Origin of the sequence: Serratia sp. CY33525, assembly GCF_052169115.1 — a bacterium.
GTDB classification, from domain to species: Bacteria; Pseudomonadota; Gammaproteobacteria; order Enterobacterales; family Enterobacteriaceae; genus Serratia; species Serratia sarumanii.
In genome coordinates, this window is the sequence record NZ_JBJNLK010000009.1 from 220,915 (window position 1) to 246,589 (window position 25,675).

Sequence of the window (25,675 nt, forward strand, 5' to 3'; positions counted from 1 at the left end):
AAGGTCGTGCTTAGATCAAAAAGGCATGAGTCAGACTGTAGTCATGCCGTCTCGGCTGGCTGCGGCTGGTGCACCGCGATATAACGCTGATACCGCGACGGCTTGAGCCGCGTGGTATCCACCAGCACCAGCCCGTCGATGCAGTTGTTGAAAGCCGGATCGGTGCCGAAGTCGATAAACTGTACCCCGCCCGGCTCGCACAGTTCGGTGTACTGCTTGTACAGCGTCGGGATCGAGCAGCCGATATTGCTGAGCAGGCTCTTCAGCCGCACCAGATCTTCCTGGTAGTTATCCCCGGCAAACTGCGCCAGCACCTGCGGCAGCGACGCCGGATAAGGCCGGCGCGATTGCGCGAAGGCGTGGTCCGGCGAGAAATAGAGCCGATAGAAGGCGATCAGCAAATCGCGCGCCGCCAGCGGCATGCCGCCGGAGATCGACACCGGGCCGAACAGATAGCGATACTGCGGGTATTTCGCCAGGTAGGCGCCGATGCCCAGCCACAAATAGTCCAGCCCGCGCTTGCCCCAATAGGCCGGCTGAATGAAGCTGCGCCCCAGCTCGATGCCCTGCGCCAGGATCGGCTCCATATCACGATCGTAGTGGAACAGGCTGTTGCTGTAGATGCTTTCCAGCCCTTTGCGTTCGATTTGTTCGGCGGTGGGGATAAAGCGATAGGCGCCGACGATCTCCAGCTCCTCCTCATCCCACAGCACCAGGTGGTAGTAATCGTCGTCATAGCTGTCCAGATCGCGGCGGCGGCCGGAGCCTTCTCCTACCGCGCGGAAGGCGATCTCGCGCAGACGCCCCAGTTCGCGCAGGATCGGCGTGCGCGCTTCGTCGTGGCGGCGATAGAGGTAGATGGTTTTACCGTCCGGCGTTACCCCCAACCGCTCGCAGTTCGCCAACGCCTTTTTCAGCTCCAAACGCTCTTCCGGCAGCGCGATCGGCGATTCGCTGGCGAACAGCCCCGGCTTGCCCTGCCCCAGGCGATACACGTGGCGGCGAAAACGCTCCGCCAGATCCTTGGCGCTGGTGTGGCCGTCGTGCCAGCTGGCGAACGGCACGCGGCCGCCGACGCGGATCTTGATGCGCCCGCCCCGCTGCTGGAACATTTCGCGCACCAGCAGCAGCGTCGACAGCGGCCGGTAGACCAGCGAGGTAATGTAGAACAGGTTGCTGTTGCGCGCGCTGATGTGGATCGGCACGATCGGCGCGCGCGCCTTGGCGGCCAGGCGCAGAAAACCGGTATGCCAGTGGCCGTCGCGGATGCCTTTCGGGCTCATGCGCGACACTTCGCCGGCCGGGAACAGGATCAGCGCGCCCTGATTGTCCAGCTGCCGCTGCATGCCTTCAATCTGTTTGCGGCTGGTTTTATAAGCGACGTTATCCACCGGCACGAACAGATTGCGCAGCGGTTCGATGTAGGTCAGCAGCTGGCTGGCCACCACTTTCACATCCGGGCGCACCGCCGCGACGGCGCGCAGCAGCACCAGGCCGTCGAGCGAGCCGATCGGGTGATTGGCCACCAGCACCACCGGCCCCTGGCTCGGGATGTTTTCCAGATCGCCGTCCACCAGCTCGCAGCTGAGGTTGAAGTAGTCCACCACCTGCTCGATCAGATCGAGCCCTTTCAGGTGGGGATAGTCGGCGGCGAACTGTTTGAATTCTTTTTCGAAGAGAAGGGTTCTTAGCAGGCTGCGCTGCCAGGCAGGGGTATTGCGGTGTGGAAATGCATCTTGCAACAGAGAATCCAGGCTGAACATCGCGTTATCTCCTGACGTAGTCGCTGCAAACTTAAGCCAGAGCCGTGACTCTGACGTGTCAGTTACATGACAATAAAATGAATCCATCGACTATCAGGTATAGCAAAGTAATGAAGAATTGGGAGCGAAAGACGCATTTTCGTCCCCACTTGCCTTCACATCGGCGCCGGTAGCGGCGTACGCGGAACAGCACGGTTACGCGCGCCGGCATAAAAAAACAGTGAAAGCCCGGCGATTGTCGAATTACCGCTGCGGCTTTCGTCATCGGCAGACTGAATAAATAGACGCCGAGAATTGTCGACTGATAAATAACGAATTTGCCGTTTTCACTTTGCGTTGACACCGCTTTCGCTTGCCGCTCAATCGAAAGCAAAAATAAATATAACCAACTGATAGATATAAGTATTTCTAAAATAACCGATTGCATTTCAGCGTTTCGTTTGCTGTAATTCGCCATAACTAACTGAAAGCGTTCCGGTCGGTATCGCCGCGGCTTATTAAGCCGTGGTCGGGCACGGCTACCGGTAAATCAGGAGTTTGCGTTAATGCCCAATACCGCAAAACGCCGGGAATTAATTATCGACCCGCAGCAGTGCAGGATCGGTGCTTGCCTAAAGGCGCTGCACCATTGAGGGAGCGACGTGATTATCGCCGACCGTTAACCAAGGCTTTTAAGGAGTTGTCATCATGAACGCGTATTTCTCTTACGAGGCGGATTGGCTGAAGCAGCGCAACGCCTGGCACACCGCCGCAGAGATTTGGCAGCAGCCGGATCTGTGGGCCGCGCTGCACCGGCAATTGCAGGATCAACAGGCGCAGTGGCAGCCGTTCCTGGCGCCGCTGCTGGCCAATCCGCGCCTGCAAATCGTACTGTGCGGCGCCGGCAGCTCGGCGTTCGCCGGCCGCGCCCTGGCGCCCTGGCTGCGCGAACGAACCGGCCGCGACGTGGCGGCCTACGGCACCACCGATATCGTCGCCAATCCGCTGCAGTATCTCGACCCTGAGCGGCCGACGCTGCTGGTCTCCTTCGCACGCTCGGGCAACAGCCCGGAGAGCGTGGCGACGGTGGAGCTGGCCGACCAGCTGCTGCCGGAAAGCTATCACCTGATGCTGGTGTGCAACCCGGACAGCCGGCTGGCGCAGTATGCGCATCAGCGTGGCAACGTCTGTTCGCTGGTGATGCCGCAAGGCTCCAACGATCAAAGCTTCGCCATGACCTCCAGCTTCAGCTGCATGATGCTGAGCGCCGCGCTGTTGCTCGGCCCGGCTTCGCTCGAAGCCGCCCAGGCGCCGCTCAACGCCATGGTGCAGCGCTGCCGCACACTGCGCGAAACGCTGCAGCCGCAGGTGAAGGCGTTGGCCGCCAGCGGTTTCCGCCGTTATATCACCCTCGGCGGTAGCTGCTTTACCGGCCTCGCCGAAGAGGCCTCGCTCAAGATGCTGGAGCTGACCGCCGGCCGCATCGTTACGCGCTACGACTCGCCGCTCGGCCTGCGCCACGGCCCGAAATTCATGGTCGACGGCCAGACGTTGGTGGTGCTGATGTTCTCCCGCGGCGACTATGCCCGCCAGTATGACCGCGATCTGTGGAACGAACTGCAGCGCGACGGGCTGGCGATGCAGTTGGTCGGGTTGACCGGCGAGCGCCACCCCCTGTCCGATGCCCTGCTGCCTATGCACGACGCGGCCGACGATATCTGGCTGCTGTTCCCGTATCTGCTGTTCACCCAGATGCTGGCCTTCGAGAGTTCGCTGGCGCTGGGGCTGACCCCGGACAATCCTTGCCCGACCGGCGAGGTCAACCGGGTGGTGAAAGGCGTGACGATTTACCGTTTTCCTTCCCCGGTGCTGTAAGGAGATCCCATGTATCTGATAGCCAACCGAGAAATGCTGCTCAAGGCGCAGCGTCAGGGTTACGCCGTCCCGGCGTTTAACGTCCACAATCTGGAAACCGTGCAGGTGGTGGCGGAAACCGCCGCCGAACTGCGCTCCCCGGTGATCATGGCCGGCACGCCCGGCACCTTCAGCTATGCCGGTACCGACTACCTGATCGGCATTTGCCAATCTGCCGCGCACCGCTACGATCTGCCGTTGGCGCTGCATCTGGATCATCACGAAGCGCTGGACGACATCGAGCACAAGGTGAAAAGCGGCATCCGCTCGGTGATGATCGACGGTTCGCATTTGCCGTTCGAGCAGAACATCGCCAAGGTGGCCGCCGCAGTGGTCCTGTGCCATCGCTACGGCGCCAGCGTGGAAGCGGAGCTGGGGCGCCTGGGCGGGCAGGAAGACGATCTGATCGTCGATGCGGCGGACAGCTTCTATACCGACCCGGCGGCGGCACGCGAGTTCGTCGCCGCCACCGGCATCGATTCGCTGGCGGTGGCGATCGGTTCCGCCCACGGCCTGTATCACGGCGAGCCGAAGCTGGACTTCGAGCGCCTGGCGCTGATCCGCGAACAGGTGGACGTGCCCCTGGTGCTGCACGGTGCCTCCGGCATTCCGGAGGCGATGGTTAAGCGCGCGATCTCGCTCGGCGTCTGCAAGGTCAACGTCGCCACCGAATTGAAAATCGCCTTCGCCGATGCGGTGAAAAGCTACTTTTCACAGCACCCGGATGCCAATGACCCGCGCAAATACATCGTCCCCGGCAAGCTGGCGATGAAAGAAGTGGTGGCGGAAAAGATCCGCATCTGCGGCAGCAGCGGTATGCTGTAATCCCCCGCTCGCCCCCGGTTCCTGCGGTTGCGCCACGGGGGCGAAAACATCCCGCCCTTTCCCGCTTTCCTGAGAGAACGATCACAGCCTTTTACCCTGCCCGCGCCGGAAACCATTAACCGGTCTTCACTATGATCCAAATCATGGTTTTACCCACCCTACCTCCTTACTATCAAATTCATTGAATGCAGGCAGTAGGATTTTTGCCCATTCGTTTTTATTTCGCCAGGCGAAATTGATTATTTGATGAAAACAAGCGTGCTTGTTTTTAATTGGCAGTGTTTTTTACTCTGAGAGGAACAGCGTATGAACCATTACTTAGCCGTATTAAGCGCATTGGTCATTCTGCCCTTCGCTCTGCAAGCAAAACCGCTTTCCGGCAGCCAGGTCGCCTCCGGCGTCGTGCGCTTCACCGGCGCCATTACCACCCCGGCCTGCACCATCACACATCAGGATGAACAGCTTGTCTCCAACTGCTTCGGCAAAGTGACCGAATATCAGAACGGATATATTTCCTCTTCGTTAAAAGAGATGCCAAAAGAATTATTCTCTGCCGTCAGCAGTGAAATGGTGAATAACGATCCCCATTTAAAGCGCGTGACCATCAGCTATAAGTAACGCCAACGCGTTAATGCCTGATGAAATAATAAACAAAACACAACCTGCCTTGATTACTTATAAATTTATTTTATAAATTCATCGAACAATGACTCCACGGCTTACCCTGAGCCGGCTATTTGGGCAACCCTGCGGTTGCCCATCAGCATGTCCGAAATCCGCCATCGCTTCCCCCGCTTTCATGCGATAATCGCCATACCAAACCGAGGAGTGATCCAGATGCAGACTTTTTTGATTGATCGTACCGCCACGCCGGTGGGAGAACTGGTGCTGATTGCCGATGAACAGGGGCGCCTGCGGGCGATTGACTGGACCGATCACGAAGCGCGCCTGATGAAGCTGCTGAATACCCACTACCGCGCCGATCGCTTCACCCTGCGTGAGCAGCACGATCCCAGCGGGCTGACCGACGCGATGCAACGCTATTTCGCCGGTGAGCTGAGCATTATCGATCGGCTGCCGGTGATGACCGCCGGCACCGAGTTCCAACGCACCGTGTGGCAACAGCTGCGCCAAATCCCGTGCGGCGAGATCCTGACCTACGGCCAGTTGGCGCAACGCATCGGGCGCCCGACCGCCTCACGCGCGGTCGGCATGGCCAACGGTTCGAATCCGATCAGCATCGTGGTGCCCTGCCATCGGGTGATCGGTTCGCAGGGCGCGCTGACCGGCTATGCCGGCGGCGTACAGCGCAAACAGTGGCTGCTGCAGCACGAAGGTTACCTGCCGAAAAGTTTGCTGTAGCCGCATATCCAGCGCCATTGTTTGGCGCTGCTTAATAAAACACGTTGCTCTACGCCGCGCCCGTGCCCACTTGGGTACTATTAATAGTTTGTGTGAATAAAACGCATAAGTCACAAATAATACTCATAACTTCAGTCCCATACAGAATAATCGGCGGCATGTGTGCGCAAAATTCGCACACAATACCCCTATTCATGCTAATGCCACCCTTATCAGCTGCAGCAAAAGATGTTAAAATTGACTCATATCAATTATTGAATGAGCGTAATCTATGATCCCGGAAAAACGCGTGATTCGTCGTATCCAGTCTGGTGGTTGTGCGATCCATTGCCAGGACTGCAGCATCAGCCAGCTGTGCATTCCTTTCACCCTTAATGCCCACGAGCTGGACCAGCTCGACAACATTATCGAGAGGAAAAAGCCCATCCAGAAAGGCCAGACCCTGTTCAAGGCCGGCGACGAGCTGAAGTCGCTGTACGCGATCCGTTCCGGGACCATCAAAAGCTACACCATCACCGAGCAAGGCGACGAGCAGATCACCGGCTTCCACCTCGCGGGCGATCTGGTGGGCTTCGACGCCATCGGCGGCCTGAAGCACCCGAGTTTTGCCCAGGCGCTGGAAACCTCGATGGTGTGTGAGATCCCGTTCGAAACCCTCGACGATCTGTCCGGCAAAATGCCTAACCTGCGTCAGCAGATCATGCGGCTGATGAGCGGCGAGATCAAAGGCGACCAGGACATGATCCTGCTGCTGTCGAAGAAAAACGCCGAAGAGCGCCTGGCGGCGTTCGTTTACAACCTGTCGCGCCGCTTCGCGGAGCGCGGCTTCTCACCGCGCGAGTTCCGTTTGACCATGACCCGCGGCGACATCGGCAACTACCTCGGCCTGACGGTGGAAACCATCAGCCGCCTGCTGGGCCGCTTCCAGAAAAGCGAAATCCTCAGCGTGAAAGGCAAATACATCACCATCGAAAACGCCGACGCCCTGTCGGTGCTGGCCGGTACGCCGCGCATCAACGTGTCCGTTAACGCCTGATTCTCCTGCCGGATCAACATTTCACTGAAATTGTTGATCCGGCGCCGCTTCTGTTGTTGTTCTGTTTTTCAATGTTGGGTTACTCTGTAAATTAACAGACTGTTGATTTCAGCTGTAAGGAGGCCCTATGGCGAAGTATCAGAATCTTCTGGTGGCTATTGACCCCAATCAGGACGACCAGCCGGCATTGCGCCGCGCCGTGTACCTGGTAAAACGGAACGGCGGGCGCATCAAAGCCTTCCTGCCCATTTATGACTTCTCTTACGAAATGACGACCCTGCTCTCCCCGGACGAAAGAACGGCGATGCGGCAAGGTGTGATCAGCCAACGCGCCGCCTGGATCAACGAGCAGTGCCGCTTCTATCTCAACGACGGCGTGCCGATCGAAATCAAAGTGGTCTGGCACAACCGCCCCTTCGAAGCCATCATTCAGGAAGTGCTTTCCGGCCAACATGACCTGCTGTTGAAAATGGCGCACCAGCACGACCGGCTGGAATCGGTGATCTTCACCCCCACCGACTGGCACCTGCTGCGAAAATGCCCTTGCCCGGTGTGGATGGTGAAAGACCAGCCCTGGCCGGAAGGCGGTAAAGCGCTGGTGGCGGTCAACCTGGCCAGCGAAGAACCCTATCACGACCCGCTCAATATCAAACTGGTGCAAGAAACCGTCGAACTGGCGCAGAACGTCAACCAGACCGAGGTTCACCTGGTCGGCGCCTATCCCGTTACCCCGATCAACATCGCCATCGAGCTGCCCGATTTCGATCCGAGCGTCTACAACGACGCCATCCGCGGCCAGCATCTGATCGCCATGAAGGCGCTGCGGCAGAAATTCTGCATTAAGGAAGAGTTCACCCACGTGGAAAAAGGCCTGCCGGAAGAGGTGATCCCCGATCTGGCCGAACACCTGCAGGCCGGCGTGGTGGTTCTGGGCACGCTGGGCCGCACCGGCATTTCGGCGGCCTTTATCGGCAACACCGCGGAACATGTGATCGACCATCTGAAATGCGATCTGCTGGTGATTAAGCCGGAGAACTTCAACTGCCCGATTGAGACGGATGAAGACGATGAGCACGACGACGAAGATTAACCCTCGCGCATAAAAAACGGGCCGCTAAGCGGCCCGTTTTTTTGGTTGCTCACTTACTTCTGCAATGCCCGCAGAATCGCTTCCACGCTGTCTTTGGCGTCGCCGAACAGCATCTGGGTGTTCTCCTTGAAGAACAGCGGGTTCTGCACGCCGGCGTAGCCGGTGTTCATCGAGCGTTTGAACGCGATCACGTTCTGCGCCTTCCACACTTCCAATACCGGCATGCCGGCGATCGGGCTGCGCGGATCCTCCAGCGCCGCCGGGTTCACCGTGTCGTTGGCGCCGATCACCAGCACGGTGTCGGTATCCGGGAAATCTTCGTTGATTTCATCCATCTCCAGCACCACGTCGTACGGCACCTTCGCCTCCGCCAGCAGCACGTTCATGTGGCCCGGCAAACGCCCCGCGACCGGGTGAATGCCGAAACGCACCTTCACGCCGCGCGCCCGCAGTTTCTCGGTGATTTCCGCCACCGGATATTGCGCCTGCGCCACCGCCATGCCGTAGCCCGGGGTGATGATCACCGAAGTGGAGTTCTTCAGCTGCTCGGCCACCTCTTCCGCTGTGGTTTCACGGTATTCACCCATCTCTTCGGCGTCGCCGGTAGACGAACCGTCACTGCCGAAGCCGCCGGCGATCACGCTGATAAACGAACGGTTCATCGCCTTACACATAATGTAAGACAGGATCGCACCCGAAGAGCCCACCAGCGCGCCGGTGACGATCAGCAGATCGTTGCTCAGCATGAAGCCCGCTGCGGCGGCCGCCCACCCCGAGTAGGAGTTGAGCATCGACACCACCACCGGCATGTCGGCGCCGCCGATCGAGGCCACCAGATGCCAGCCGAACGCCAGCGCGATCGCCGTCATCAGCAGCAGCGTCACCACCTGCCAGCCCACGCTGTCGGTACGCACGAACGCCACCAGCAGCAGGAACGAGATCACCAGCGCCGCCAGATTCAGCTTGTGGCGGTTCGGCAGCATCAGCGGCTTGGAAGAGATGATGCCGCGCAGCTTGCCGAAGGCGACGATCGAACCGGTGAAGGTGACCGCGCCGATAAAGATGCCGAGGAACACTTCGGTCAGATGGATGTTCGCCATCACCGGCTCCATCGGCGCGCCGTGATCCAGGTAGCTGTTGAAGCCGACCAGCACCGCCGCCAGGCCAACGAAGCTGTGCAGCACCGCCACCAGTTCCGGCATTTCGGTCATCTCGACCTTCCTGGCCAGATAGACGCCGATCGAGCCGCCGATGATCATGGCGATGATGATCCAGCCGACGTTGCCGGAATCCGGCCCCAGAATGGTGGCGATCAGCGCGATCGCCATACCGGCGACGCCGAACAGGTTGCCCTGCTTCGACGTTTCATGGCGCGACAGGCCCGCCAGGCTGAAAATAAACAAAATAGCGGCAACAATGTATGCAGCTGTAACCAATCCTCCAGACATTTGCTACCCCTTAGTTCTTGCGGAACATCTTCAGCATGCGCTGAGTGACGGTGAACCCACCGAAAATATTGATGCTGGCGATCAGCACGGCGATAAAGGAGAGGAAACTCACCCAGCCGCCATGGCCGATCTGCAACAGCGCGCCGACCACGATAATCCCTGAGATCGCGTTGGTGACCGACATCAACGGGGTATGCAGCGCATGGCTGACGTTCCAGACCACGTAGTAACCGACCACGCAGGCCAGCGCGAACACGGTAAAGTGCGACAGGAACTCTTTCGGCGCCGCGTCCGCCAGCCAGCCGAACAGCAGGATCGCCAGAGCCATCAGGCCATACTTCAGCCACGGCGAGGTCGGTTTGGCTTCGGGTTTGGCGGCCGGTGCGGCGGCGGGCGCCGCTTTCGGCTGGGCGGAGACCTGGATCGGCGGCGCCGGCCAGGTGATTTCACCGCAGCGCACCACGGTAACGCCGCGGATCACCGTATCGTCGAAATCGATGTCGATCTCGCCGTTTTTCTCTTTCGACAGCAGCTTCAGCAGGTTGACCAGGTTGGTGCCGTACAGCTGCGAAGATTGCGTCGGCAAGCGGCTCGGCAGATCGGTATAGCCGATGATTTTCACGCCGTTGTCGGTCACGGTAATGGTGTCGGCCACGGTCAGCTCGCAGTTGCCGCCGGTTTGCGCCGCCAGATCGACGATCACGCTGCCCGGCTTCATCGACGCCACCATCTCTTTGGTGATCAGCTTCGGCGCCGGTTTACCCGGGATCAACGCGGTGGTGACGATGATATCCACCTCCGCCGCCTGCGCGGCGAACAGCGCCATCTCGGCCTTGATAAAGGCTTCGGACATTACTTTGGCGTAACCGTCGCCGCTGCCCGCTTCCTCTTCAAAATCCAGCTCGAGGAATTCCGCGCCCATGCTCTGCACCTGCTCTTTCACTTCCGGGCGGGTATCGAAGGCGCGCACGATGGCGCCGAGGCTGCCCGCGGCGCCGATCGCCGCCAGGCCGGCCACGCCGGCGCCGATGATCATCACCTTGGCCGGCGGCACTTTGCCCGCGGCGGTGATCTGGCCGGTGAAGAAACGGCCGAACTCATGCGCCGCTTCGACGATCGCGCGGTAGCCGGCGATGTTGGCCATCGAGCTCAGCGCGTCCATCGACTGGGCGCGCGAGATGCGCGGTACCGAGTCCATCGCCAGCGCGGTGACGTTGCGCGCCGCCAGCTTGGCCATCAATTCGGGGTTTTGCGCTGGCCAGATAAAGCTGACCAGCGTGCTGCCTTCGCGCATCAAGGCGATCTCGTCGTCTTGCGGCGCGTTGACTTTCAGAATCAGATCCGACTGCCACACTTCGCTTTCGTCGACCAGCGCCGCGCCGGCGGCTTCGTAGGCGACGTCCTCAAAACTGGCCAGTTTGCCCGCCCCGCGTTCAATCGCGACGGTAAAACCCAGCTTCAGCAGTTGTTCCACCGTTTTCGGCGTGGCTGCGACCCGGGCTTCATTGGCCAACCGCTCTCTTGGTACACCAATACGCATAATGTTCCCTTCTCACCTGTCTTGGATGATGTTTATTATTTTCCTGCCCATAGCACGGCGTCACCGGCGGGCGTGGCATTAACTTGCCCGCACTGATTTCAGACGCCAACTATAACCTACTGAAAATAAGGTCGATGATCCATAATTGCTTACGCATTCAGCTCTGTTTTTACATAAAAACGCCGCGCGTGATATGACAAATCGCAATTTACTGTGAAAAAATCCATACAGAACAGCGGATTCTGCGTGACAAGAGATTTACGCCCGGCGTAACGATTTATGGCCATGCGGGGTGTAAAAGCATAAAAGTTATCATTTTGTGAATAATTAACATTAATGACACCAAAGCCGTTATTATGGAAACTTATGGCGATGGCGCCATCCGTGCGCCCGGCGTCACCGTCGGCGATTTGTCGCACGGGATAACATAAAATGCTGAGACAGTTTTCAGAATTACATGTAATAATCGACGGCTGAATTACACTTAAACAGTTCAGTACGTTATAAACGTTAATGCGCTAGGCGAAAGGATTTTTTATGAAGCTGAAGACCACGATCATCGCGTCAGCCTTGTTATCACTCACCGCGCTGTCTGCTCATGCGGCGCAAGAGTTAACTCCTGAGAAAGCAGCGGCGCTGAAGCCGTTTGATCGCATCACGATTACCGGCCGCTTCAATGCCATCAATGAAGCCGTCGACGCCGTATCCCGCCGTGCAGACAAACTGGGTGCCGATTCCTTCTATATCCAGGACAGCAACAACAGCAACAACGGCGGCAACTGGCGCGTCACCGCAGACCTTTATCATAAAGATGCGCCAGAAGTGAGCAAAACACCAAAATACCGCGTATTTAACGGCGTGAACGAACTGCCTAAAGAGGAAGCCTACCTGCTGGAGCCTTACGATACCGTGAGCGTCAGCGGTTTCTACCGCAGCCAGCCGGACATCAACGACGCTATCTCCAAAGAAGCGAAGAAAAAAGGCGCCGCCTCGTTCTTCATCGTGCGCCAGGTTGACGCCAACTCCGGCGGCAACCAGTTCGTTACCGCCTACATCTATAAGGCCGATGCGCCAAAACGCCGCGTGCAGAGCCCGGACGCCATTCCGGCCGATTCTGACGCCGGCCGCGCCGCGCTGGCCGCCGGCGGCGCCGCTGCCGCGAAAGTCGAAATTCCTGGCGTCGCGTCTTCCGGTTCGCCAAGCCGCGAAGTGGGCCGTTTCTTTGAAACCCAGTCTTCTACCGGCCAACGCTATACCGTCACGCTGCCTAACGGCACCAAGATCCAGGAAGTGAACAACGTGACCGCCGCGCAGATGGTGCCGTTCGATTCCGTCACCTTCACCGGCCACTTCAACAGCATGACCGATGTCTCCACCGAAGTGGCGAAACGCGCGGCCGAGAAAGGTGCCAAGTACTACCACGTCACCCGCCAGTGGCAGAACAAGAGCGGCGGCAACCTGACCGTCAGCGCCGATCTGTTCAAATAAAACCCGCTTTTCGGTTTACCATCGGGCAGCCCTTGAGCTGCCCGTTTTTATTGCCGCTTTTTTCATCGCACGTTGAATAGTTTTTTGTAAATTCCGCATATTCAATCATTGCATCTCTAATCATCCCTCCGTAAAATTTGCGCCAATTTTTAGGGCTATTGTCTATTCGCGCAGTGGTAGTTAATACATTGTTGCCACCAAGCAGTTCCCTTCCAGTTGTTTATTCTGCGTTCAGGATCCGTCATTGGAAAAAAAACTCGGTCTTACCGCGCTAACCGCTTTGGTGCTCAGCTCAATGCTGGGTGCCGGCGTGTTCAGTCTGCCGCAAAACATGGCGCAGGTCGCCAGCCCCGCCGCGCTGCTGCTGGGTTGGGGGATCACCGGCGTCGGCATTCTGTTTTTGGCCTTCGCCATGCTGTTGCTTACGCGTTTGCGTCCGGATCTGGACGGCGGCATTTTCACCTACGCCAAGGAAGGGTTCGGCGAGCTGGTGGGCTTCTGCTCCGCCTGGGGTTACTGGCTGTGCGCCGTGATCGCCAACGTCTCGTATCTGGTGATCGTGTTCGCGGCGCTGAGTATCTTCACCGATCGCGGCGGCAGCGTGATTCTCGGTGACGGCAATACCTGGCAAGCGCTGATCGCCGAATCCGCCCTGCTGTGGATCGTGCACGCGCTGGTGCTGCGCGGCGTGCAAACCGCCGCCAGCATCAATCTGGCGGCCACCCTCGCCAAGCTGTTGCCGCTGGGAATGTTCGCCGTTCTGGCGGCGATCGCCTTTAAAATGGACGTGTTCACGCTGGATTTCAAAGGCATCGCCCTCGGCAAGCCAGTGTGGGAACAGGTCAAGGACACCATGTTGATCACCCTGTGGGTGTTTATCGGCGTGGAAGGCGCGGTGGTGGTTTCCGCTCGCGCCCGCAATAAGAAAGACGTGGGCCGCGCCACTATGCTGGCGGTGCTGTCGGCGCTGGCGGTGTATCTGATGGTGACGCTGCTGTCGCTGGGCGTGGTGCCGCGCAGCGAACTGGCCGAAATGCGCAATCCGTCGATGGCGGTGCTGATGGTGGAACTGATCGGCCCGTGGGGTGACGTGCTCATCGCCGCCGGCCTGATCATTTCCGTGTGCGGCGCCTACCTGAGCTGGACCATCATGGCGGCGGAAGTGCCGCTGCTGGCCGCGCAGCACGGCGCGTTTCCGCGCGTGTTCGGCAAGCAGAACCGCCATCATGCCCCGTCCTCTTCGCTGTGGCTGACCAACATCGCGGTGCAGCTGGCGCTGGTGCTGATCTGGCTGACCGGCAGCAACTATAACTCGCTGCTGACCATCGCTTCGGAAATGATCCTGGTGCCTTACTTCCTGGTTGGCGCGTTTCTGTTCAAGGTGGCTTACCGCCGCCGCGACAAACGCCTGATCTTCGCCGCCACCGGCGCCTGCGTCTATGGCCTGTGGCTGCTGTACGCTTCCGGGCTGATGCACCTGCTGATGTCGGTGCTGCTGTATGCGCCTGGGCTGTTGGTGTTCATGTATGCCCGCCGCGGCCATCGGGACATCAATCTGCTCAACCGGCTGGAAAAGAGCAGCATCTTCTTGCTGCTGGCGGCCACGCTGCCTGCCGGTTGGCTTATGCTGCACTAAAATCGCCTGTCAATGCGGCTGCCCGTCAGCCGCATTTCGTTTCCCCCTTCTTTCTTCTTTCCCCGTTACCCCGCTACCCGTTGTTGATCCGTCAGTTGCTCCTCTTGCGATCTTAAATGCAATTAATTATCATTATCATCTGAGCATTAACGGCAAGACGCGAGCGCCCCCTGCCGAGAGGCGTCAGGAGGCGGGTTTAGACCGGCTGAAAATGGAAGGCATTTCATGGCTGAAAAACTGCTGCACGCATTACCCTTGTTTACCGCCTGGGAAGCGCTGATCGCCGAGGGCAACACGGCATTCAATCAGCGGCGCGATCGCCTGGCGATGGCGCACTACCAGCAGGCGCTGGAGGCCGCTCAGGCGCTCGTCGCCGAGCGGCCCTGGCAAAACGCGGAATATACCGAACGGTTTGACGCACTGCATCTTTTCGAATCCACCCTGGCCGCGCTGATCGTCACGTTCAACAACATCACCCATCTGCGCCTACGGCAAAAGCCGCTTCGCGGCGTAGAACCCCACGTGCATCAGGCCCGGCTCGCCATCGAGCAACTGATGGACGACACCTCGCTGTGCGAACAGATGCAGCAGATCGCCGAACGGCACCTGCTGCGGTTCCGAATTGAAACGCTGCAGGCGCTGCGCGAGCACCGGCTGCCGGAAACCAGCGTCTGCGCGCCCGCGGCGAACCATTCCGCCACCGTGCATTAACAACGCCACCACGACCTGAGGGGTAATCTGCCAATGAATGAATTGAATGATGAGATGAAAAAGATGCTGGCCAAACAGCTGCCTGTGCAGGCGACCAGCAGCCCAAGCGGCATGCCCGATATCGGCCCCAAGCGCTCTTTGCGCCTGTATGACGACCGTACGCTGATTTACAACGAAAATACCGGCGGCCAGACGCTGCAAAATATCAGGGAAGGATCGAAAATGGCCGTCGTGGTTATCGATCGCGAGGCGCTGGACGGTTACCGCTTCGTCGGCACCCCGGAACTGTTCCTGGCAGGCAAGCCGTTTGACGATGCGCTGGCGTTTGCAGAAAAAAATGGAATAAAGCCGCCGAAATACGCAGTGCTGATTCATATAGACGGCATTTATACCCTACGCTCCGGCCCCAATGCCGGGACCCGGCTTTAAAGGCAGGCCGCTACGCGGCGCGGAATATCACGTTCATGGTTAGGCTATCGCGGCAAGTCAATTGCCTAACCATCAACGAGTGGCCGGGTTGATTCCCGGTCAGCTTTTAGGGGGAATGGTGACGGTCATGCGCTCACCCACCAGGGCGATCGCGATGCCTTCCGCGCACTCTTTCTGAATGGCCGCCAGCTGCTGCGCCTCCAGCTCATAGGGCAGCTGAATATCAAATACCGTCAGACCCTGCTGCTGCGCCAGGTCAATCAGGCGCACAATGTTGGTTTCATCGCTGACCTGGGTTGACACCACCTGCAGCGCCAGCTCTTTCAACTGCTCTTTGCGCGTTTGTGACGTGGTCACGCGCGATTTCAACACCATGCCGAAGATCGGCATCACACCATAAATAGCATCAACAAAGCGCCAGTGCTTCCTGCACGATGCGGACAGAAAATCCATATAGTCGAAACAGATTTTCTCACTGCGCGCGATGGATGCAAGGTGATTGCTGTTCATCCCCTCATTCCTCTCATGGCCAGTGTTAACCCGTGGTCTTTCAAGCCGCCGCCGGGCGACAACCTGAAATGCATTGGGGATCTTACATCCAGAAATGGATAATCATGCGAAGCTTTAACGACTTTCCGCCGTATGATGGCATAATTCCCCTATTGTTTGCCAGTCTGTCCAGGAGCTTTAATCAATGGAACACCCCAACTCTGCCCCGGTGCTGATTACCGGGGGCGCGCGGCGCATCGGGCTGGCGCTCGCCAGAGCGTTTCTCCAGCGCGGCGTTCCCGTCATCATCGCCTATCGCAGCGAATATCCGGCGATGGCCGAGTTGAAAGCCTTGGGCGCCTGCTGCATTCAGGGCGACTTTTCCACGCACGAAGGCATCTACCGTTTCGCCGACCAGGTGCGGCAGGTGGCGCCCAAATTGCGCGCGGTGATCCACAACGCCAGCGCCTGGCAGGCAGAGTCGCCGCAGGTGCCGCCGGAACAGGTGATGGCGGCGATGCTGCAAATTCACGTCTATACGCCCTATTTGCTCAACCAACTGCTTGAAACCTGCCTGACCGGCCAGGGCCAGGCCGGCGCGGACATTATCCATCTCACCGACTACGTGGTGGAAAAAGGCAGCGACAAACATATCGCCTACGCCGCCAGCAAGGCCGCGCTGGATAATATGACCCGTTCGTTCGCACGCAAGCTGGCGCCGGAGGTCAAGGTCAACGCCATTGCGCCGGCGCTGATCATCTTCAATCCTGGCGACGACGAGGCTTATCGCCAGCAGGCGCTGGCGAAATCGCTGATGAAGGTCGCGCCGGGCGAGAGCGAAGTGGTCAACCTGGTGAACTACCTGCTGGAGAGCCGCTACGTCACCGGCCGCACCCACGGCGTCGACGGCGGCCGGCCGCTGCGCTGAGGCCAAGATCCGCATGGCGCATCGCCGCGGGCCGCGCTATGCTGAAATCCGCTTTTCTTATTAAAACACGGGCATATGCATAAAATTGTTTTTGTGGAAGACGATCCCGAAGTCGGCAAACTGATCGCCGCCTATCTGGGCAAACACGACATCGAGGTGCTGATCGAACCGCGCGGCGACAGCGCGCAGGCGCGCATCGCGCGCGAGCAACCCGATTTGGTGCTGCTGGACATCATGCTGCCCGGCAAAGACGGCATGACGCTGTGCCGCGATCTGCGCCCCACCTTCCCCGGCCCGATCGTACTGCTCACCTCGCTCGACAGCGACATGAACCATATCCTGTCGCTGGAGATGGGCGCCAACGACTATATCCTGAAAACCACGCCGCCGGCGGTGTTGCTGGCACGCCTGCGTTTGCACCTGCGCCAACACGGCCAACAGCCGAAAGAAGAGTCGGTTCAGCCGCTTACCCAGCACAACGCGCTGCATTTCGGGCTATTGTGCATCGATCCGGTCAACCGGCAGGTCACGCTGGGCGAAGAAACTGTCACGCTGTCCACCTCGGATTTCGATCTGCTGTGGGAGCTGGCGACCCACGCCGGGCAGATCATGGATCGCGAGGCGCTGCTGCAAAACCTGCGCGGCGTGAGCTATGACGGTATGGACCGCAGCATCGACGTCGCGATCTCCCGCCTGCGCCGCAAGTTGTACGACAACGCGCTGGAGCCGTTCCGTATCAAGACCGTGCGCAATAAAGGTTATCTGTTCGCCCCTAACGCCTGGGCATCGGTGCAACAATGAGAAAACTTTTCGTCCAGTTCTTCCTGTTGCTGTTCGTCTGTTTTCTGGTGATGGCGATGCTGGTCGGCCTGGTGTACAAAGTGACCGCCGAGCGCGCCGGCCGCCAGTCGATGGACGATCTGATGAAAAGTTCGCTGTACCTGATGCGCAGCGAGCTGCGCGAAATCCCGCTGAAGGACTGGAACAAGACCATCGCCACGCTGGATCTCAACCTGTCATTCAAGCTGCATATCGAACCGCTCGGCAAACAGGAACTGAGCGAGGATCTGAAAAAGCGGCTGCGGCTGGGGGAAATCATCGCCCTCGACGATCAGTACACCTTTATGCAGCGCATTCCGCGCAGCCACTATGTGTTGGTGGTCGGCCCCATTCCTTATCTGTTCTACCTGCATCAGATGCGCCTGCTGGATCTGGTGTTGCTGGTGTTTATCGGCATGTCGCTGGCGCTGCCGGTGTTTCTGTGGATGCGGCCGCATTGGCAAGACCTGCTCAAGCTGGAAAACGCCGCCCAGCGGCTCGGCGCCGGGCATCTGGATGAACGCACCCACTTCGATCCCACCTCCAGCCTGAGCCGGCTCGGCGTGGCGTTCAACCAGATGGCCGACAACGTCAATACCCTGATCGCCAGCAAGAAACAGCTGATCGACGGCATCGCGCACGAGCTGCGCACGCCGCTGGTGCGGCTGCGTTACCGGCTTGAAATGAGCGATAACCTGTCCGACAGCGAGCAGCAGGCGCTGAACCGCGATATCGGCCAGTTGGAGTCGCTGATCGACGAGCTGCTGACCTATGCCCGTCTGGACCGTCCGCAGGTTGCGTTAAACATTGAACCCATCGATCTGCCAAAGTGGCTCGAGGACAAGGTCGATGATATCCGCCTGATCCATCAGGATCGCGACATCCAGCTCGATATCCCGCACGTCGGCGACTTCGGCGGCGTCGATCTGCGCCTGATGGAGCGCGTGCTCGACAACCTGGTCAACAACGCGCTGCGCTATTCCGAACAGCGGCTGCGCGTTGGCCTGTGGTTTGACGGCGACCTCGCCTGCTTGCAGGTCGAGGATGACGGGCCGGGTATTCCGCCGGAAGAGCGCGAACGGGTGTTTGAACCTTTCGTCCGTCTCGATCCCAGCCGCGATCGCGCTACCGGCGGCTGCGGGCTGGGGCTGGCCATCGTCCATTCCATCGCCGTCGCCCACCAGGGACAGGTGTTCGTCGAAGGCAGTTCGCTCGGCGGCGCCAGCTTCCGTTTCTGCTGGCCGGTGAAGCCGACATTCAGTTTAAAAGCCGATCTGGCGTAATGCCGCCAGACCTTCTCATTGGAGCCGAATAATAATGACATCTGCACATTCCAACACGTCTGCTTACGATCACCTGCGCGCCCTGTTCAGCCGGCTGTCGCGTTTCGGCCACCTGTCCGCCATCGCCGGTTGGGACATGCAAACCATGATGCCGCCGGGCGGCAGCAAGGCGCGCTCCGAAGCGCTGGCCGAGCTGAGCGTGCTGCAGCACCAGATTTTAACGGCACAAAGCACCGGCGCGCTGTTGGATCGCGCGCAGCAAGAGACGCTGGACGAACTCGACCGCGCCAACCTGCGCGAAATGCGCCGCCAATATGAAGACGCCGTGCTGCTGCCGGCCGCGCTGGTCGAAGCCAAATCGCTGGCCGGCGCACGCTGCGAACACGCCTGGCGCGCCCAGCGCCCGGCCAACGACTGGGACGGCTTCGCCGACAACCTGCGCGAAGTGGTCAAGCTCAGCCGGGAAGAAGCGCAGATCCGCGCGCAGGCGGCCGGCACCAGCCGTTACGACGCCCTGCTAAACCTGTATGAACCGGGCATGCGCAGCAGCGATCTCGACCGCATCTTCGGCGATTTGAAAACCTGGCTACCGGATCTGCTGCAGCGCGTGGTGGCCAAACAGGCTAACGAGCCCTGCCAGGCGCCGCAGGGTCCGTTCAATGTAGACACCCAGCGCCAGCTGAGCCTCAGCGTGATGAAGCTGCTCGGTTTCAACTTCGACAACGGCCGCGTCGACGTCAGCGCCCACCCGTTCTGCGGCGGCGTGCCGGAAGATGTGCGCATCACCACGCGTTACAACGAGAAAGAGTTTTTGACCGCGCTGCTCGGCATCGTGCACGAAACCGGCCACGCCCGCTACGAGCAGAACCTGCCGCGCGATCTGCTCGGCCAGCCGGTCGCCCTGGCTCGTTCCACCGCTATCCACGAATCGCAAAGCCTGCTGTTCGAAATGCAGCTGGCGCGCGGCAATGAATTCCTGAAGATCTTGCGTCCGTTGGTCACCGCGCAGTTTGGCGAACAGCCGGCGCTGGAAGAGGCCAACTTTATTCGCCTCAACCAGCGCGTTAAACCGGGCCTGATCCGCGTCGACGCCGACGAGGTGAGCTATCCTGCCCACGTCATCCTGCGCTACGAAATTGAAAAAGCGCTGATCGAAGGCGATATCGACGTGGAAGACATTCCGGCGCTGTGGAATGAGAAGATGCAGGCTTATCTCGGCCTCGACACCATCGGCAACTACCGCAACGGCTGCATGCAGGATATTCACTGGACCGACGGCGCCTTCGGCTACTTCCCGACATACACCCTCGGCGCGATGTACGCCGCGCAGCTGTTCCACAGCGTGCGTCAGGCCCTGCCTTCGCTGAGCGAAGATATCGCCGCCGGCAACCTGCAGCCGCTGTTCCACTGGTTGCAGCACAATATTTGGCGCCACGGCAGCCGTTTCCCGACCGAAACGCTGATCGCCAACGCGACCGGCGAAGCGCTCAACCCGCGCTACTTCCGTCAGCATTTGGAAACCCGCTACCTGTAATCTCTCCTGGCGCGGCCCCGGCCGCGCCCTTTTCCCGCCTGCATGACCGGATAATGTTTCATAGCGCGCATTCCTTGCCGACAACGCCTTGGCCACAGAGTGGCGGCTGGCTACTCACCATAAGTATGTTGTAACTAAAATAGCAAAAAACGCCGGGCTTTCCGGCCTCTCATCCCAGCGCATGACGGGCGATCATCGCCGCCAGCTTCGGCCTCAATGGCGCGGGCAGGTCATGCCCCATGCCCGGCATGATATGCAATTTGGCGTTGGCGACCGCACGGGCGATCGCAACCCCACCCGCCTTGCGCACCAGCCGATCGCGATCGCCGTGAATAACCAGCGTCGGCGCGGCTATGCGCCGGCTATAACGACGCAGATCGCCGCTGCCGAGCAACGCGGAAAGTTGCCGCTGCATGCCTTCCGGATCCACGCCTCGCTTCAGCAACCGCGCCACCAGCGTATCCAGCTCCGCCTCCTCCGGCGGATAAAATCGGGTGCCGAGCGCGCGCAGGAAGGTTTTCATCCCCTCGTGGCGCTGCTGCAGCGTCAAATCGGCCGCAGGCCGGCGCACCAACAGCCATAGCAGCGAAGGGGCCGGCGGCGGTAACAGCGGCTGATTGGTGCTGGAGAACAAGATGCATAACGAGGCGACGCGCTGCGGGTATTCGGCGGCCAGCACCTGGGCGATCATCCCCCCCATCGAAGCGCCCAGTACGTGAGCCTGCGGAATGCGTAAATGATCGAGCAGATGCGCCGCGTCCGCCGCCATGTCCGCCAGGGTATAAGGCACCGGCGTTTGCCAACCGAGCTGGGCGCGCAACATCAGCAGCCACAACGGCTGCGTACGTTGTGCCTGCGTTTTGCCGGAAAGGCCGACGTCTCGGTTGTCATAGCGGATCACCCGAAATCCCTTGGCCACCAGGGCGCGGCAGAAGTCGTCAGGCCACAGCAAAAGCTGTGCGCCGATCCCCATGATGAGCAGCAGCGGCGGGTGCGCCTCATCACCCCAGTCCTCATAGGCCAGCGGCACCTCGCCCTGTTCGGTCACGCCACAACGAATTGATATCTCGTTCATGTTAAATCCTTTTTACCGTGCCTGGCGGTCATTATAACAGCAATCCCACTCCCCACCGCAGCCCTGTACATTAGGTTACATGCCGAAACCAATCACTCACGGAAAGGCGGACGCCGTTTGCCTACTATCATTTCAACGGCCCCGCAGTGGGGTTGATACCCAAAAGCCATATTGAGGATTCTGCGATGAAAAAAGTATTAGCTCTGGTTGTTGCCGCTGCAATGGGTCTGTCTTCCGTAGCTTTCGCTGCCGAGGCTGCCACCACCGCACCTGCGGCTAGCGCAACCACCGCCACCGCTGCGCCGGCTAAAGCCCAGGTGAAACACCACGGCAAGAAAGCCCCGGTTCAGAAAGCTCAGGCGGCCAAAAAGCATCACAAAAAAGCCGGTGCGAAAGCCCCGGCCCAAAAAGCCCAGGCGGCTAAAAAACACCACAAGAAAGCCAGCCACAAAAAGGCGTAACAACGTGAGGATCCCCTCACCGTTTCAGGCTTGACGTGTACAACACCCGGTTCGCCGGGTGTTTTTTCATCGGGGGTTCGCATTGATGCTGCGCCGCTACCTGTTCGAGATCGTTCTGACCGCCCTGATCCTTTGCGGACTGATCGCCGTCTTTTTTTACCTGTAGCCTGCCGCATCGCCGGCGGGAAATTATTGAAAAATCAATTATTGCCCATCCACACGGATGCTAAATCAGTCTATAGTTAGCATTCAGTGTGTTTATGGATGATCCGTATTTGTCAGGCAAGAGATCTATGCGCAAATCCGTTTTACTGTTGCTGTGCTCACTCCCGCTCATCGCTGCTCAGGCGGCACGCGCCGACGGCCCGTCCAAGGCCGAGCAAACGCGTCTGTTTTTCGGCAAAGATGAACGCATCAAGGTCACGGATACCACCGCCCAGCCCTGGCAGGCCATCGGCCAGGTCGAAACCGCCAGCGGCAATCTGTGTACCGCCACGCTGATCTCCCCACACCTGGCGTTGACCGCCGGCCACTGCGTGCTGGCGCCGCCGGGGCAACTGGATAAAGCCATCGCCCTGCGCTTCGTGGCGGGCGATAAATCCTGGCGGTATCAAACCGACAATATCGAAACTCTGGTCGACAGCAAGCTGGGCAAAAAGCTGAAGCCGGACGGCGATGGCTGGATCGTGCCGCCCGCCGCCGCCGCTTATGACTTTGCGCTGATCCGTCTGAAAGACAAAAAGCCGCTGCCGATCGCACCGTTGCCGCTGTGGCAAGGCGACAGCAAGGCGCTGACCCAGGCCCTGAAACAGGCCAAGCGGTTGATTACTCAGGCGGGTTACCCGGAGGATCATCTGGATGACCTCTACAGCCACCAAAACTGCAAGGTCACCGGCTGGGCCCAGCAAGGCGTACTGTCGCACCAGTGTGATACCCTGCCCGGCGACAGCGGCTCACCGCTGCTGTTGAAAACCGCCGACGGCTGGCAGTTGATCGCCATCCAAAGCTCGGCGCCGGCGGCGAAAGATCGCTACCGCGCCGATAACCGCGCCCTGGCGGTGCCCGGCATCCGGGAAGCACTGGACGCCCTGGCGGCGGGCAAATAGCCTTTATCTCAACAAGCGCTGGTTTCAGGCGATCTCCCTTAACCAGCGTTTAATCCGAGAGAAAGAGGGTTTTAATGTTAAGAAATATGCCATTATCGCCTTGATTAAAACCCGACAGTTCTTTGTATCATGCCAATGATTGAAAATATTGCCATGCTCTGGGGGAATAATCTGAGGCAATAATGACATATAAATAACTCTATCTTTTTGGTTCTAATAAAATGCTCAGAAATCTCATCGTGAAAACTCCTTATATTTCCCTTTACATAAAATCGATGCCGTATCAAATCAACTTATTTGGGTGTGAAATTGATATGTATATTCTTTTCCCTGGTAAAGGCCAAAAGCTCACCCAAACACTCTTCTCGGCCAATCCCAGACTGTTTTACACCACCAAATGGAGCACCAAGAAAATGTTTAGCCACATCATTTATCCACACAAACCCTGCCTCAACATCCTGAGCCAATTGATTCGCGTCTTGCAGGCTGTCAGTCCATATAGAACAAGTTAGCCCAAGATCCAACTGATTCACTTGTTGAATAAGACTTTTCTTGTCATCCCATTTTATAATGGACAACACGGGACCAAAAATTTCTTCCCGTGCAATATCCATATCCATGGTTACATCAGCAAATACAGTTGCTTCAAAAAAACAGCCGTTCTTTAGTGATTCATGTGCGGGCCTCGAGCCTCCGGCAATAAGCCGTGCCCCAGCGAGCTTTGCCTGCTCAACATAAGATTCCACGCGGCTTAATTGAGCCTGAGAAATCAATGCCCCCATGGTGGTTTCAGGGTCTGACGGTATGCCTGGTTTAAATCGAGTCACGCGCGATGCAACCTTTTCGATAACATCCTCATATATATCGCTATGAATGTATGCCCGGCTTGTTGAACCACATGATTGCCCGCACCACTCAAAATTCATACCACGTATCACAGCATCGGCAACTTGATCTGGATTAGTATCAGAGAAGGCAATGAGGGCGTTTTTTCCACCTAACTCAAGCAGCACCGGTTTTATCGTTTCCGCGGCTGCACGCATTACCGCCCGCCCCGTAGGTATGCTTCCGACTACAGTGATCATTGAAACGCCTGGATGCTGCGAGAGTGCAGCGCCAACGGCCTTCCCTCCTGTCACCACATTGAAGACCCCTGGCGGCAACAGTTCGTGAAAGAGCTCAGCCAGTCTCAGCGCCGAGAGCGGACTTTGCTCTGAGGGTTTAATTATAACGGCATTTCCTGCCGCCAACGGCGCAGCTATTTTCCCCGCACACGTCAATAGCGGGTGGTTGAAAGGAATTATTCGCGCAACAACACCATAGGGCTCCCGTGTCGAAAAATTAACGGTCCCGACTCCCATTGGGATTGAGCTTCCTTTCATCTCGGTGACAAGTCCCGCAAAGAAGTCCAGCAGTTCTGCCGCCGCAGCCACATCCCCATATAACATCTGCACAGGGTTTCCGCAGTCAATGGCATCAAGCAACGCCAGCTCGCGTAAATTGCTGCGTATTACAGCAGCCATTTTTCGAAGTGTTTTTGCTCTTTCGAGTGGCTTGACTTGACGCCACAGCTGAAATCCATTTCTGGCGGCGTCAATAACGGAAGATACATCGCGTTCGTCAGCTTCTGCAACTTTGCATAACTCCGTTCCGGTTCCTGGGCTATTCACTGCTCTGACTTCACCTCCGACGGGAGCATGCCAATTTCCGCCATAATACAGATTACGAGAAATGGGTAATACGCTCTGCCAAGAGGACGCTTGCGATTGCATGCTATATTCATCTGCCATAATTAAGCTACTCCTATACAAATTTATCATTTAAATAATTCATCAAATATCACTGAGATTATGATGCCCTATCTTCTCCGATGAGAGGGTTAAATTTATCAGTAACTGTGGTTTACCTTGCTTTGCTTTCCGCCAACGCGCTCATCAAAAAGTTGGCGACTGACCGTTTTTATAAAAAAAGCCAGATAACATCTCATTCCGCTTTCAAATACTGATGCGCGACCTCTTCAGAATAGGTGCCGCTGTGTGGAGCATAAGGCAAAAATGCCGTATTCCCATAATGCATCCAGAAAAACCCGCTGAGCTATCCATTGCCAATTATAAATATCAGTGTCGTTTACAAAATCAGTAAGACAACAAACACAAGAAATGAAATGTCTATGATTGTAAATATCACTATAAACCGGCCCACCGTCATCATCCCTCCTTCCACTGCGCTCAAACATATGTTCTCTGATAGCCGATGTATGTTATTGCACTGTCTCCGTTGTAGATTAATATACCCACTTGACTCGCTCATGTTTATCTGTCGGCGGCTCTGGTAAAATATCTTTTCGCCATTAAGGGCGGTAATTCAGCTTCACCATCAGCACATTGAGCATAATTAATTCAACATCTCAGCCAGTTCTTCCGCACCTTTGTCAATTCCCACCTCGGCCGCGTTGAGCGAGCCGATACTTGCACCGATATTCATGGCATTCGGATACTGTCTGGCCACGTAGGCGTTGAGAAGGCTATGGTTAGAAGCATCATAAAGCTCCACAACATAATTCACTGAGCCGTTGAATAATCCTTCCTCACCACGGATAGATTGCACAATATTGTAAGGCCCTCCCACCAGAGGGTCTAAGGAAGGTGCGAATAAGCGGGGAAATTCTTCTCGGCTGACTCAGTCATTTCATTTCTTCATGTTTGAGCCGATTTTTTCTCCCGTAAATGCCTTGAATCAGCCTATTTAGACCGTTTCTT

The 25,675-nt window shown here is 57.9% G+C and carries 23 protein-coding genes and 1 pseudogene; 16 read left to right on the forward strand and 8 right to left on the reverse strand.

Annotation, left to right across the window (positions count from 1 at the left end):
* Positions 1-41: 41 nt before the first annotated feature.
* Positions 42-1,763 (reverse strand): ornithine lipid synthase OlsF, encoded by a 1,722-nt coding sequence (olsF, locus tag ACJ8IM_RS20635; RefSeq protein WP_033653077.1) that lies wholly within the window; start codon positions 1,761-1,763, stop codon positions 42-44.
* A 687-nt stretch (positions 1,764-2,450) separates the two neighbouring features.
* On the opposite strand from olsF, the gene ACJ8IM_RS20640 reads away from it, so the two are divergent.
* The 6 genes from ACJ8IM_RS20640 (at position 2,451) to uspE (ending at position 7,969) form a co-directional block, all read left to right on the forward strand.
* Positions 2,451-3,617: an SIS domain-containing protein gene (locus ACJ8IM_RS20640; RefSeq protein WP_033653075.1), complete on the forward strand. Its 1,167-nt coding sequence runs from the start codon at positions 2,451-2,453 to the stop codon at positions 3,615-3,617.
* A gap of 9 nt (positions 3,618-3,626) precedes the next feature.
* Positions 3,627-4,481: a tagatose bisphosphate family class II aldolase gene (locus ACJ8IM_RS20645; protein WP_033653074.1), complete on the forward strand. Its 855-nt coding sequence runs from the start codon at positions 3,627-3,629 to the stop codon at positions 4,479-4,481.
* A gap of 306 nt (positions 4,482-4,787) precedes the next feature.
* Positions 4,788-5,099, forward strand: a complete 312-nt coding sequence (locus ACJ8IM_RS20650; protein ID WP_442516249.1) for a hypothetical protein — start codon at positions 4,788-4,790, stop codon at positions 5,097-5,099.
* A gap of 219 nt (positions 5,100-5,318) precedes the next feature.
* Positions 5,319-5,843: a methylated-DNA--[protein]-cysteine S-methyltransferase gene (ogt, locus tag ACJ8IM_RS20655; RefSeq protein ID WP_033653072.1), complete on the forward strand. Its 525-nt coding sequence runs from the start codon at positions 5,319-5,321 to the stop codon at positions 5,841-5,843.
* A 271-nt stretch (positions 5,844-6,114) separates the two neighbouring features.
* Positions 6,115-6,879 (forward strand): FNR family transcription factor, encoded by a 765-nt coding sequence (locus ACJ8IM_RS20660; protein ID WP_033634646.1) that lies wholly within the window; start codon positions 6,115-6,117, stop codon positions 6,877-6,879.
* Between the two features lie 127 nt (positions 6,880-7,006).
* Positions 7,007-7,969, forward strand: a complete 963-nt coding sequence (gene uspE, locus ACJ8IM_RS20665; protein WP_033648422.1) for a universal stress protein UspE — start codon at positions 7,007-7,009, stop codon at positions 7,967-7,969.
* A gap of 53 nt (positions 7,970-8,022) precedes the next feature.
* On the opposite strand, the gene pntB is transcribed toward uspE, so the two are convergent.
* The 3 genes from pntB to ACJ8IM_RS20680 all read right to left on the reverse strand — a co-directional run bounded on the left by pntB (position 8,023) and on the right by ACJ8IM_RS20680 (position 11,376).
* Positions 8,023-9,417, reverse strand: a complete 1,395-nt coding sequence (gene pntB / locus ACJ8IM_RS20670) for a Re/Si-specific NAD(P)(+) transhydrogenase subunit beta (RefSeq protein WP_033634648.1) — start codon at positions 9,415-9,417, stop codon at positions 8,023-8,025.
* Between the two features lie 10 nt (positions 9,418-9,427).
* Entirely contained in the window at positions 9,428-10,957 is a 1,530-nt protein-coding gene (gene pntA / locus ACJ8IM_RS20675; RefSeq protein ID WP_033653071.1) for a Re/Si-specific NAD(P)(+) transhydrogenase subunit alpha, read from the reverse strand.
* Positions 10,958-11,106: 149 nt separating this feature from the next.
* Positions 11,107-11,376, reverse strand: coding sequence for a hypothetical protein (locus ACJ8IM_RS20680; RefSeq protein WP_144337628.1), 270 nt, complete (start codon positions 11,374-11,376; stop codon positions 11,107-11,109).
* A 118-nt stretch (positions 11,377-11,494) separates the two neighbouring features.
* On the opposite strand from ACJ8IM_RS20680, the gene ydgH reads away from it, so the two are divergent.
* The 4 genes from ydgH to ACJ8IM_RS20700 all read left to right on the forward strand — a co-directional run bounded on the left by ydgH (position 11,495) and on the right by ACJ8IM_RS20700 (position 15,221).
* Entirely contained in the window at positions 11,495-12,445 is a 951-nt protein-coding gene (gene ydgH, locus ACJ8IM_RS20685; protein WP_004938291.1) for a DUF1471 family protein YdgH, read from the forward strand.
* Between the two features lie 244 nt (positions 12,446-12,689).
* Positions 12,690-14,081, forward strand: a complete 1,392-nt coding sequence (locus ACJ8IM_RS20690; RefSeq protein ID WP_033648423.1) for an amino acid permease — start codon at positions 12,690-12,692, stop codon at positions 14,079-14,081.
* Positions 14,082-14,306: 225 nt separating this feature from the next.
* Positions 14,307-14,792, forward strand: coding sequence for a hypothetical protein (locus ACJ8IM_RS20695; RefSeq protein ID WP_033653070.1), 486 nt, complete (start codon positions 14,307-14,309; stop codon positions 14,790-14,792).
* A gap of 33 nt (positions 14,793-14,825) precedes the next feature.
* Positions 14,826-15,221 carry a pyridoxamine 5'-phosphate oxidase family protein gene (locus ACJ8IM_RS20700; RefSeq protein ID WP_033653069.1) on the forward strand — a complete coding sequence of 132 codons (396 nt, stop codon included), beginning with the start codon at positions 14,826-14,828 and terminating at the stop codon, positions 15,219-15,221.
* Positions 15,222-15,320: 99 nt separating this feature from the next.
* On the opposite strand, the gene ACJ8IM_RS20705 is transcribed toward ACJ8IM_RS20700, so the two are convergent.
* Positions 15,321-15,731, reverse strand: coding sequence for a hypothetical protein (locus tag ACJ8IM_RS20705; RefSeq protein ID WP_033648426.1), 411 nt, complete (start codon positions 15,729-15,731; stop codon positions 15,321-15,323).
* Positions 15,732-15,915: 184 nt separating this feature from the next.
* Here ACJ8IM_RS20705 and folM point away from each other — a divergent pair, with 184 nt between their 5' ends.
* The 4 genes from folM (at position 15,916) to ACJ8IM_RS20725 (ending at position 20,274) form a co-directional block, all read left to right on the forward strand.
* Positions 15,916-16,638, forward strand: a complete 723-nt coding sequence (folM, locus tag ACJ8IM_RS20710; RefSeq protein WP_033634654.1) for a dihydromonapterin reductase — start codon at positions 15,916-15,918, stop codon at positions 16,636-16,638.
* A gap of 75 nt (positions 16,639-16,713) precedes the next feature.
* A complete protein-coding gene (gene rstA, locus ACJ8IM_RS20715; protein WP_033653068.1) occupies positions 16,714-17,439 on the forward strand; it encodes a two-component system response regulator RstA in 726 nt (241 codons plus the stop codon).
* On the forward strand, positions 17,436-18,740 hold the full coding sequence (rstB, locus tag ACJ8IM_RS20720; RefSeq protein ID WP_033648428.1) for a two-component system sensor histidine kinase RstB: 1,305 nt from the start codon (positions 17,436-17,438) through the stop codon (positions 18,738-18,740). Before rstA ends, rstB begins: the two co-directional genes overlap by 4 nt.
* Positions 18,741-18,774: 34 nt before the next feature.
* The gene (locus ACJ8IM_RS20725; RefSeq protein WP_033653067.1) at positions 18,775-20,274 is read left to right on the forward strand and encodes a carboxypeptidase M32; all 1,500 of its coding nucleotides are present in this window, start codon (positions 18,775-18,777) and stop codon (positions 20,272-20,274) included.
* A 169-nt stretch (positions 20,275-20,443) separates the two neighbouring features.
* On the opposite strand, the gene ACJ8IM_RS20730 is transcribed toward ACJ8IM_RS20725, so the two are convergent.
* On the reverse strand, positions 20,444-21,349 hold the full coding sequence (locus ACJ8IM_RS20730; RefSeq protein ID WP_033653066.1) for an alpha/beta fold hydrolase: 906 nt from the start codon (positions 21,347-21,349) through the stop codon (positions 20,444-20,446).
* Between the two features lie 185 nt (positions 21,350-21,534).
* Here ACJ8IM_RS20730 and asr point away from each other — a divergent pair, with 185 nt between their 5' ends.
* Positions 21,535-21,810 (forward strand): acid resistance repetitive basic protein Asr, encoded by a 276-nt coding sequence (gene asr / locus ACJ8IM_RS20735; RefSeq protein WP_033648431.1) that lies wholly within the window; start codon positions 21,535-21,537, stop codon positions 21,808-21,810.
* A gap of 293 nt (positions 21,811-22,103) precedes the next feature.
* A complete protein-coding gene (locus tag ACJ8IM_RS20740) occupies positions 22,104-22,916 on the forward strand; it encodes a trypsin-like serine peptidase (protein WP_033634660.1) in 813 nt (270 codons plus the stop codon).
* A 293-nt stretch (positions 22,917-23,209) separates the two neighbouring features.
* Here ACJ8IM_RS20740 and ACJ8IM_RS20745 read toward each other — a convergent pair whose 3' ends face one another.
* Positions 23,210-24,706: an aldehyde dehydrogenase family protein gene (locus ACJ8IM_RS20745; protein WP_200761765.1), complete on the reverse strand. Its 1,497-nt coding sequence runs from the start codon at positions 24,704-24,706 to the stop codon at positions 23,210-23,212.
* Positions 24,707-25,310: 604 nt separating this feature from the next.
* Positions 25,311-25,547 (reverse strand): annotated as a pseudogene (locus ACJ8IM_RS20750) (DUF3313 family protein); the annotation flags it as partial.
* Between the last annotated feature and the right edge of the window lie 128 nt (positions 25,548-25,675).

What these genes read in the sequence shown, in the direction of transcription:
- ydgH (WP_004938291.1), top strand. Translation starts at nt 11,495, where the DNA reads ATGAAGCTGAAGACCACGATCATCGCGTCAGCCTTGTTATCACTCACC.
- ACJ8IM_RS20725 (WP_033653067.1), top strand. Translation starts at nt 18,775, where the DNA reads ATGACATCTGCACATTCCAACACGTCTGCTTACGATCACCTGCGCGCC.
- rstA (WP_033653068.1), top strand. Translation starts at nt 16,714, where the DNA reads ATGCATAAAATTGTTTTTGTGGAAGACGATCCCGAAGTCGGCAAACTG.
- olsF (WP_033653077.1), bottom strand. Translation starts at nt 1,763, where the DNA reads ATGTTCAGCCTGGATTCTCTGTTGCAAGATGCATTTCCACACCGCAAT.
- ACJ8IM_RS20695 (WP_033653070.1), top strand. Translation starts at nt 14,307, where the DNA reads ATGGCTGAAAAACTGCTGCACGCATTACCCTTGTTTACCGCCTGGGAA.
- ogt (WP_033653072.1), top strand. Translation starts at nt 5,319, where the DNA reads ATGCAGACTTTTTTGATTGATCGTACCGCCACGCCGGTGGGAGAACTG.
- ACJ8IM_RS20660 (WP_033634646.1), top strand. Translation starts at nt 6,115, where the DNA reads ATGATCCCGGAAAAACGCGTGATTCGTCGTATCCAGTCTGGTGGTTGT.
- ACJ8IM_RS20700 (WP_033653069.1), top strand. Translation starts at nt 14,826, where the DNA reads ATGAATGAATTGAATGATGAGATGAAAAAGATGCTGGCCAAACAGCTG.
- ACJ8IM_RS20740 (WP_033634660.1), top strand. Translation starts at nt 22,104, where the DNA reads ATGCGCAAATCCGTTTTACTGTTGCTGTGCTCACTCCCGCTCATCGCT.
- pntA (WP_033653071.1), bottom strand. Translation starts at nt 10,957, where the DNA reads ATGCGTATTGGTGTACCAAGAGAGCGGTTGGCCAATGAAGCCCGGGTC.
- ACJ8IM_RS20650 (WP_442516249.1), top strand. Translation starts at nt 4,788, where the DNA reads ATGAACCATTACTTAGCCGTATTAAGCGCATTGGTCATTCTGCCCTTC.
- asr (WP_033648431.1), top strand. Translation starts at nt 21,535, where the DNA reads ATGAAAAAAGTATTAGCTCTGGTTGTTGCCGCTGCAATGGGTCTGTCT.
- pntB (WP_033634648.1), bottom strand. Translation starts at nt 9,417, where the DNA reads ATGTCTGGAGGATTGGTTACAGCTGCATACATTGTTGCCGCTATTTTG.
- uspE (WP_033648422.1), top strand. Translation starts at nt 7,007, where the DNA reads ATGGCGAAGTATCAGAATCTTCTGGTGGCTATTGACCCCAATCAGGAC.
- rstB (WP_033648428.1), top strand. Translation starts at nt 17,436, where the DNA reads ATGAGAAAACTTTTCGTCCAGTTCTTCCTGTTGCTGTTCGTCTGTTTT.
- folM (WP_033634654.1), top strand. Translation starts at nt 15,916, where the DNA reads ATGGAACACCCCAACTCTGCCCCGGTGCTGATTACCGGGGGCGCGCGG.
- ACJ8IM_RS20705 (WP_033648426.1), bottom strand. Translation starts at nt 15,731, where the DNA reads ATGAACAGCAATCACCTTGCATCCATCGCGCGCAGTGAGAAAATCTGT.
- ACJ8IM_RS20745 (WP_200761765.1), bottom strand. Translation starts at nt 24,706, where the DNA reads ATGGCAGATGAATATAGCATGCAATCGCAAGCGTCCTCTTGGCAGAGC.
- ACJ8IM_RS20645 (WP_033653074.1), top strand. Translation starts at nt 3,627, where the DNA reads ATGTATCTGATAGCCAACCGAGAAATGCTGCTCAAGGCGCAGCGTCAG.
- ACJ8IM_RS20640 (WP_033653075.1), top strand. Translation starts at nt 2,451, where the DNA reads ATGAACGCGTATTTCTCTTACGAGGCGGATTGGCTGAAGCAGCGCAAC.
- ACJ8IM_RS20730 (WP_033653066.1), bottom strand. Translation starts at nt 21,349, where the DNA reads ATGAACGAGATATCAATTCGTTGTGGCGTGACCGAACAGGGCGAGGTG.